5 protein-coding genes are annotated in these 9069 nt (G+C 69.3%); 4 read left to right on the top strand and 1 reads right to left on the bottom strand.

Annotated features, from left to right (window positions below; all coding sequences use genetic code 11):
* Window positions 1–1083 (bottom strand): LacI family DNA-binding transcriptional regulator (locus tag JHN63_RS09075; RefSeq protein ID WP_200678657.1); only part of this gene is annotated, 1083 nt, incomplete at its 3' end.
* 484 nt (window positions 1084–1567) lie between these two features.
* Here JHN63_RS09075 and hisC point away from each other — a divergent pair.
* From hisC to cydD, 4 genes are all read left to right on the top strand, one after another.
* Complete coding sequence (hisC, locus tag JHN63_RS09070; RefSeq protein ID WP_200678655.1) at window positions 1568–2647, top strand: histidinol-phosphate transaminase; 1080 nt, start codon at window positions 1568–1570, stop codon at window positions 2645–2647.
* Window positions 2648–2906: 259 nt separating this feature from the next.
* Window positions 2907–4415, top strand: a complete 1509-nt coding sequence (locus tag JHN63_RS09065; protein ID WP_200678653.1) for a cytochrome ubiquinol oxidase subunit I — start codon at window positions 2907–2909, stop codon at window positions 4413–4415.
* Window positions 4416–4436: 21 nt separating this feature from the next.
* Window positions 4437–5441 (top strand): cytochrome d ubiquinol oxidase subunit II, encoded by a 1005-nt coding sequence (gene cydB, locus JHN63_RS09060; RefSeq protein WP_200678651.1) that lies wholly within the window; start codon window positions 4437–4439, stop codon window positions 5439–5441.
* Window positions 5442–5542: 101 nt separating this feature from the next.
* A complete protein-coding gene (cydD, locus tag JHN63_RS09055) occupies window positions 5543–9031 on the top strand; it encodes a thiol reductant ABC exporter subunit CydD (protein WP_200678649.1) in 3489 nt (1162 codons plus the stop codon).
* Window positions 9032–9069: the final 38 nt, after the last annotated feature.

Genomic DNA, 9069 nt, shown 5'->3' with positions numbered 1-9069 from the left:
CGTCGTCGTCCGCGGCGGCCGCCGCTGCGACGACGTCCGCACGATCAGCTCCGTCGGTATCACCTGCTCGATCGGCAGATCGGAATCGACCCCCTCGATCGCGTCGATGAGCAGCTGCACCACCGCCGTACCGATCCGCCGCGGCTTCAGCGACAACGTGGTGATCGGCGGCTCGGTGTTGGCGTACACCGTCGACTCGCTGCAGCACACGAGCAGCAGATCCTCCGGCACCCGCATCCCGTAACGCCGCGCCGCCGCCAGCAGATCCGTGCCGTTGGGATCGAACAGGCCGTACACCGCGTCGGGCCGGTCGGGCCGGGCGAGCAGCCGGTCGGCGGCGACGGCCCCCGCGCACGGATCGTGCGCCGGGTACGACTCGTACACCGGATCCTGGCCCACCCGCTCGCACCAACGCAGGTATGCCGTGGTCGAGAGGTGTGTGTACGTGTCCGTGCTCGTGCCCGTGAGCAGACCGATCCGGCGGGCGCCGGCGTCGGCCAAGTGGTCCAGGATGCCCAGGACCGCGGCCTCGTGATCGTTGTCGACCCACGCGGTCACCGGGAGCGAGCCGGCCGGGCGGCCGTCGGAGACGACCGGTAAACCCTGCCGGACGAGCTCGCTGACCACCGGGTCCTGGTCGGACGGGTCGATGACGACCGTGCCGTCCAGGGCGACGTTCGACCACACGTCGTGGCGCGAGGTCGCGGGGAGGATCACGAGGGCGTAGCCGCGGGCGAGCGCGGCCGAGGTGGCGGCCCGCGCCATCTCGGCGAAGTACGCGAACTCGGTGAAGGTGAAAGGTTCATCCCCGTACGTCGTCACGGTCAGGCCGATGAGGCCCGACTTGCCGGTACGGAGTGTGCGAGCCGCCGCGGAGGGCCGATAGCCCAGCCGGTCGGCGACTTCTCGGACATGGCGTCGGGTGGCGTCCGGGAGCCGGCCCTTGCCGTTGAGGGCGTCGGAGACGGTCGTGATGGAGACTCCGGCCGCGGCGGCCACGTCTCTGATTCCCGCCCGGCCCGGCCGGCTTCCTCGACGAGAGGTTTCCGCGCGGCTCACCTGGTGCTTCCCTGCTGCTGTCATGGCGAGCCGATAGTAGGGCTCATGCGGTGGGGTAGTGCGGACGCATATGCACGCGTTGACAGGCACGTTTCTGCAAGGTCAAAAGCAGTCAACTACCTTAGAAACAAAGTCAGTTAAACGATGCAATGGCATTACGTGACTTGTCGACGCGCATGGGCCTGCCAAGACCCCCATGTTTCGAAGAGGTCTCAACTCACCTGCACGAGGGATGCGCGCCACGGCGCGAGCTACCGGCGCATAGATATATGTACAGCGCGCCCCCGGTTCGTGCGCCTTCGTACGGTGTTGCCCCTGATGCGGATGTGACGCGTGGGGCGCACCCGACAGGCACATGACAGCACGCCACGGACGCCGACCACACACCCGGAACCCACCCGTCGGCCCCGTCGCCCGCTCACCCGGAACACGACCTGTACGCACCGCCCCCGAATCCTCATAAGGTGAGCAGTATTCGAACCCGGTGGTGGTCACAAGGAGGACTGCGGTGAGCGAGACGAGCCCGAAGCTGCGCGCCGAGCTGGAGGGTATCCCCACCTACAAGCCGGGCAAGCCTGCCGCGGCCGACGGTCCGGTGGCCTACAAGCTGTCCTCCAACGAGAACCCGTACCCCCCGCTCCCCGGTGTCATGGAGAGCGTCACCGCGGCCGCCCTGAACTTCAACCGGTACCCCGACATGGCCTGCACCGGCCTGATGAACGAGCTGGCGGAACGGTTCGGCGTCCCGGTCTCCCACCTGGCCACCGGCACCGGCTCGGTCGGCGTCGCCCAGCAGCTGATCCAGGCGACCTCAGGTCCCGGCGACGAGGTCGTCTACGCCTGGCGGTCCTTCGAGGCGTACCCGATCATCACCCGCATCAGCGGCGCCACTCCGGTGCAGGTGCCGCTGACCCCGGGCGATGTGCACGACCTGGACGCGATGGCGGACGCCGTCACCGACCGGACCCGGCTGATCTTCGTCTGCAACCCCAACAACCCGACGGGCACGGTCGTCCGGCGGGCCGAGCTGGAGCGCTTCCTGGACCGGGTGCCCGGCGACGTGCTGGTCGTACTGGACGAGGCGTACCGGGAGTTCATCCGGGATCTCGACGTGCCGGACGGCGTCCAGCTCTACCGCGACCGGCCGAACGTCTGCGTCCTGCGGACCTTCTCCAAGGCGTACGGCCTCGCCGGGCTGCGGGTCGGTTTCGCGATCGGCCATGAGCCGGTGGCGGCGGCGCTGCGCAAGACGGCGGTGGCCTTCGGGGTGAGCCAGCTCGCGCAGGACGCGGCGGTCGCCTCGCTGCGCGCCGAGGACGAACTGCTGGGCCGGGTCGGCTCGTTGGTGAGCGAGCGCACCCGCGTGGTCGACACGCTGCGCGCCCAGGGCTGGACCGTCCCGGAGACCCAGGCCAACTTCGTGTGGCTACGGCTGGGGGAGCGCACGCTCGACTTCGCGGCCGTGTGCGACCGGGCGGGCGTGGTGGTGCGGCCGTTCGCGGGCGAAGGCGTGCGGATCACGATCGGGGAGACCGAGGCCAACGACATCTTCCTGAAGGTGGCGGAGGGGTTCCACAAGGAGTTGTGACCGACTGTCGCGAGTCCCCGGGGCGTCTTGGTTCCACGTGAAACCAAGGCGCCCCGCGCCATAGGCCGACCGGCTCTGGGGGATGTGACGTACGGGACCTCCTTAGGGACCCCCCGCCCATCACGCATCGAACGGGCATGCGCCATAATTCCTTGTGAATGTGAACGCGTTCACAAGCGTGTCCTGCTTGTCCAGTGCTGCATGTGACATAAGGGGCAAACTGCCGCTGTGACCACGGCGACGTAAGGAGACTGACGACGTGCAAATGGCTCTGGCGCCGGAGACACTGGCGCGATGGCAGTTCGGTATCACCACCGTCTACCACTTCCTGTTCGTCCCGCTGACGATCTCGCTCGCCGCCCTCACGGCCGGGTTGCAGACCGCATGGGTGCGCACGGAGAAGGAGAAGTACCTCAGGGCCACCAAGTTCTGGGGCAAGCTCTTCTTGATCAACATCGCCATGGGCGTCGTCACGGGCATCGTGCAGGAGTTCCAGTTCGGCATGAACTGGTCCGCCTACTCGCGGTTCGTCGGCGACATCTTCGGGGCCCCGCTCGCCTTCGAGGCGCTGATCGCGTTCTTCTTCGAGTCCACCTTCATCGGGCTGTGGATCTTCGGCTGGGACAAGCTGCCCAAGCGGATCCACCTGGCCTGCATCTGGATGGTGTCGATCGGCACGATCCTGTCGGCGTACTTCATCCTCGCGGCCAACTCGTGGATGCAGCACCCCGTCGGCTACCGGATCAACAAGGCCAAGGGCCGTGCCGAACTCACCGACTTCTGGCATGTGCTGACCCAGAACACCGCGCTCGCGCAGGCCTTCCACACGCTCTCCGCGTCCTTCCTGACCGGCGGCGCGTTCATGGTCGGCATCGCGGCCTTCCACCTGTTCCGCAAGAAGCACATCTCCGTGATGAAGACCTCGCTGCGACTGGGCCTGATCACCGTCACCATCGCCGGCCTGCTCACCGCCGTCAGCGGGGACACCCTCGGCAAGGTCATGTTCAAGCAGCAGCCGATGAAGATGGCCGCCGCCGAGGCCCTGTGGGACGGCCAGGACTCGGCGCCGTTCTCGATCTTCGCCTACGGCGACGTCAGCAAGGGCCACAACAGCGTCGAGCTGTCCATCCCCGGGATACTGTCGTTCCTCGCCGACGACGACTTCAACTCGTACGTCCCCGGCATCAACGACACCAACAAGGCCGAGCAGGAGAAGTACGGTCCCGGCGACTACCGGCCCATCATCCCCGTCACCTTCTGGGCGTTCCGCTGGATGATCGGCTTCGGCATGGCGTCCTTCGCCGTCGGCCTCGCCGGACTCTGGCTGACCCGCAAGAAGTTCATGCTGGGCCGGCATCTGCGGGTCGGCGACGACGAAGTGCCGAACGTCGTCCTCTTCAAGAACAAGGCCCTCGGCCCGAAACTCACCAAGCTCTACTGGCTGGTGTCCATCTGGACCCTCGGCTTCCCGCTGATCGCCAACTCCTGGGGCTGGATCTTCACCGAGATGGGCCGCCAGCCCTGGGTCGTCTACGGCCTCTTCCAGACCCGTGACGCGGTCTCCCCCAGCGTCTCCCAGGGCGAGGTCCTCACCTCGATGATCGTCTTCACCTCGCTCTACGCGATCCTCGCCGTCATCGAGGTCAAGCTGCTCGCGAAGTACGTCAAGGCCGGCCCGCCCGAACTCACCGAGGCCGACCTCAACCCGCCCACGAAGATCGGCGGCGACTCCCAGGACGCCGACAAGCCGATGGCCTTCTCGTACTAGGCCGAGGGAGCTGCAACAGTCATGGAACTGCACGACGTCTGGTTCGTCCTCATCGCCGTCCTGTGGACCGGCTACTTCTTCCTGGAGGGCTTCGACTTCGGGGTCGGCATCCTCACCAAGCTGCTCGCCCGCAACCGCACCGAGAAGCGGGTGCTGATCAACACGATCGGCCCGGTCTGGGACGGCAACGAGGTCTGGCTCCTCACGGCCGGCGGCGCGACCTTCGCCGCCTTCCCCGAGTGGTACGCCACCCTCTTCTCCGGCTTCTACCTCGCCCTGCTGATCATCCTGGTCTGCCTGATTGTCCGGGGCGTCGCCTTCGAGTACCGGGCGAAGCGGCCAGAGGAGAACTGGCAGCGCAACTGGGAGACGGCGATCTTCTGGACCTCGCTGCTCCCCGCGTTCCTGTGGGGTGTGGCCTTCGGCAACATCGTGCGGGGCGTGAAGATCGACAAGAACTTCGAGTACGCCGGCACTTTCTGGGACCTGCTCAACCCGTACGCCATCCTCGGCGGCCTGGTCACGCTGACGCTGTTCACCTTCCACGGCGCGGTGTTCACGGCGCTCAAGACCGTCGGGGACATCCGGATGCGGGCCCGGAAGCTGGCCCTTCAAGTCGGCCTCCTCACCGCCCTGTTGGCACTGGCCTTCCTGATCTGGACCCAGGTCGACAGCGGTGACGGCAAGAGCCTCGTCGCGTTGATCGTGGCCGTCGTCGCCCTGGTCGCGGCGCTGGGGGCGATCCAAGTCGGGCGCGAGGGCTGGTCGTTCGCGTTCTCCGGGGTCACCATCATTGCCGCCGTCTCGATGCTCTTCCTGTCGCTCTTCCCGAACGTCATGCCGTCCTCGCTCAACGCGGACTGGAGCCTCACGGTCACCAATGCCTCGTCGAGCCCGTACACCCTGCGGATCATGACCTGGTGCGCGGGGATCGCCACCCCGATCGTCCTGCTCTACCAGGGCTGGACGTACTGGGTGTTCCGCAAGCGGATCGGTACGCAGCACATCGCCGAGGCAGCGCACTGAGTCCGAGCATTGAGTCCGACTTGGGGCATGTTTCACGTGAAACATGCCCCCTTGGGACCTACTGAGAAGTCGGGGTCTCCCGAGAAGAGGGTGTGTTTCACGTGAAACCAATCGACCCACGTCTGCTCCGCTACGCCCGTGCCACCCGCCTCTTCCTGATGGCGGTCGTCGGCCTGGGAGCCCTCGGTGCGCTGCTGGTCATCGCCCAGGCGATGCTCATCGCCGAGGTCGTGGTCGGTGCCTTCCAGCACGGCAAGTCCGTCGGTGAACTCGGCACTCCCCTGCTGCTATTGGTGGCCGTAGCGGGTGGCCGTGGGCTGGTCTCCTGGCTTACCGAACTCGCCGCCCACCGAGCCAGCGCCTCCGTGAAGTCGGAGCTACGGCGACGGTTGTTGGAGCGGTCCGTGGAGTTGGGCCCGGGGTGGCTGAGCGGGCAGCGGACCGGTTCGCTGGTCGCCCTCGCCACCCGTGGTGTCGACGCTCTCGACGACTACTTCTCGCGCTATCTCCCGCAGTTGGGGCTCGCGGTGGTCGTCCCGGTGGCGGTGCTGGCGCGGATCGTCACCGAGGACTCGGTCTCGGCGGCGATCATCGTCGGCACCCTCCCGCTCATCCCGCTCTTCATGGTGATGATCGGCTGGGCCACGCAGTCCCGGATGGACCGTCAGTGGCAGTTGCTCTCCCGGCTCTCCGGGCACTTTCTGGACGTGGTCGCGGGGCTGCCGACCCTGAAGGTGTTCGGGCGGGCCAAGGCGCAGGCCGACTCGATCCGGCGCATCACCGGCGAGTACCGGCAGGCGACCATGCGGACGTTGCGGATCGCCTTCGTCTCCTCCTTCGCCCTGGAACTGCTCGCCACGCTCTCCGTGGCGCTGGTCGCCGTGACGATCGGCATGCGGCTCGTCCACGGCGACATGGACCTCTACATCGGTCTCGTCGTCCTCGTCCTGGCCCCCGAGGCGTATCTGCCCCTGCGTCAGGTCGGCGCGCAGTACCACGCGGCGGCGGAGGGCCTCGCGGCCGCCGAGGAGATCTTCTCGGTACTGGAGACACCGGTACCGGCTACGGGAACCGCCGAAGTACCCTCCGACGCCCTGGCCTTCGAGGGCGTGACCGTCCGTTATCCCGGGCGGTCCGTGGACGCCGTGTCGGACGTGTCCTTCACGGTGGAACCCGGCGAGACCGTCGCCCTCGTCGGCCCGAGCGGCTCGGGCAAGTCCACTTTGCTGAACGCCCTGTTGGGGTTCGTACGGCCCGCCGAGGGCCGGGTACGGGTCGGGGGAGTCGATCTCACCGACGTCGGCCTGGAGCGATGGAGGTCGCGGATCGCCTGGGTGCCGCAGCGCCCGCAGCTGTACGCCGGGACGATCGCCGAGAACGTACGGCTGGCCCGTCCCGACGCCGACGACACCGCGGTACGGCGGGCGTTGGCCGATGCGGGGGCCCTGGAGTTCGTGGACGCGCTGCCCGAGGGGATCGGGAGTGTGCTCGGCGAGGACGGGGCCGGGCTGTCCGCCGGGCAGCGGCAGCGGCTCGCGCTCGCGCGGGCCTTCCTCGCCGACCGGCCCGTCCTGCTCCTCGACGAGCCGACGGCCGCGCTGGACGGCGCGACCGAGGCCGAAGTGGTCGAGGCGGTACGGCGGTTGGCGGTCGGGAGGACCGTCCTGCTCGTGGTGCACCGGCCGGCCCTGCTGGCGGTGGCCGACCGGGTGGTGCGGGTGACGGAGGGCGTGGCCGCGGTTCGCGCGGAGGCCGTGCCGACAATCGCCGGTACGAGCCCGGAGGTGCCGGAGAGCCCCGAAGCCTCCTACGAGCCCGAGACACGGCTTACGGCACACACGGGCAGCGTCCTCGCCCGGGTCCGTGCCATGTCCGGTGCCCGGCGCGGCCGCCTGGTCCTGGCGCTGCTGCTCGGAAGTCTCGCGCTGGGTAGCGCAGTTGGGCTGATGGCCACTTCCGGGTGGCTGATCTCGCGGGCCTCGCAGCAGCCGCCCGTGCTGTATCTGATGGTGGCGGTCACGGCGACCCGGGCCTTCGGGATCGGGCGGGCCGTGTTCCGGTACGCGGAGCGGCTCGTGTCGCACGACGCCGTCCTGCGGATGCTGGCCGACACCCGGGTCGCCGTCTACCGGCGCCTCGAACGGCTGGCGCCCGCCGGCCTGCGCGACACCCGACGCGGCGATCTGCTCTCCCGGCTCGTCGCCGACGTGGACACGCTCCAGGACTACTGGCTGCGCTGGCTGCTGCCCGCCGGGGTCGCGACCGCCGTCTCCGCCGCCACGGTCGGCTTCACGGCCTGGCTGCTGCCCGAGGCCGGTGCCGTGCTCGCGGTCGGTCTTCTCGCGGCCGGCGTCGGTGTCCCCCTCCTGACCGTTGCCGTGGCCCGCCGTGCCGAACGGCGGCTGGCCCCGGCCCGCGGAGCGCTCGCCACCCGGGTGACCGAACTGCTCACCGGGACCGCCGAGTTGACGGTCGCCGGCGCGCTGCCCGCCCGTACCGCCGAGGCCGAGCGGGCCGATGGTGTCCTCACCCGGATCGCCTCCCGCGCCGCCACCGCGACCGCGCTAGGCGACGGCCTCACCGCCCTGATCTCCGGCCTGACCGTCGCCGCCACCGCCCTCGTGGCAGCGCAGGCGGTCGCCGCGGGACGGCTCAGCGGTGTGGTGACGGCCGTCGTCGTCCTCACCCCGCTCGCCGCCTTCGAGGCCGTCCTCGGACTGCCCCTCGCCGTGCAGTACCGGCAGCGGGTGCGCAAGAGCGCCGAGCGTGTGTACGAGGTCCTGGACGCCCCCGAGCCAGTACGGGAACCGGAACGGCCCCGCCGGGCGCCCGCGACACCCTTCCCGCTCGTCGTGCAGGGACTGGCCGCCCGCCACACAGGCCAGGACCGGGACGCGCTCGCCGGGCTCGACCTCACGCTGGAGAAGGGCCGCCGGGTCGCCGTGGTCGGGGCCTCCGGGTCCGGCAAGACGACGCTGGCGCAGGTGCTGCTGCGCTTCCTCGACGCGGACGCTGGCTCCTACACGCTGGCCGGCGTGGACGCGTACGCCCTGGACGGCGACGACGTACGACGGCTCGTCGGGCTCTGTGCCCAGGACGCGCACCTCTTCGACAGCTCGGTGCGCGAGAACCTGCTCCTCGCGAAGAAGGACGCGACCGAGGACGAACTGCGGGCCGCGCTCGCGCGTGCCCGGCTGTTGGACTGGGCCGACGGGCTGCCCGACGGCCTCGACACGCTCGTCGGTGAGCACGGGGCGCGGCTCTCCGGCGGGCAGCGGCAGCGGCTGGCACTGGCCCGCGCGCTGCTCGCCGACTTCCCGGTCCTGGTGCTCGACGAACCCGCCGAACACCTGGACCTGGCGACCGCCGACGCGCTCACCGCCGATCTGCTGGCCGCCACGGAAGGCCGTACGACCCTGCTCATCACGCACCGGCTCGCGGGTCTGGAGGACGTGGACGAGGTGATCGTGCTGGACGAAGGACGTGTGGTGCAGCGGGGGCCGTACGCCGGACTGGCCTCGGTGGCGGGGCCGTTGCGGGGGATGGCGGAGCGGGAGGCGGAGTCGGAGGTGCTGGTGGCGGCCGGTTAGGGCACCCGGCGGTGGATCTGCTCGACTTTCCGTGTCAA

It is taken from the genome of Streptomyces sp. MBT65, assembly GCF_016612545.1.
GTDB lineage: Bacteria > Actinomycetota > Actinomycetes > Streptomycetales > Streptomycetaceae > Streptomyces.
This window is presented reverse-complemented; position numbering and strand designations above follow the sequence as displayed.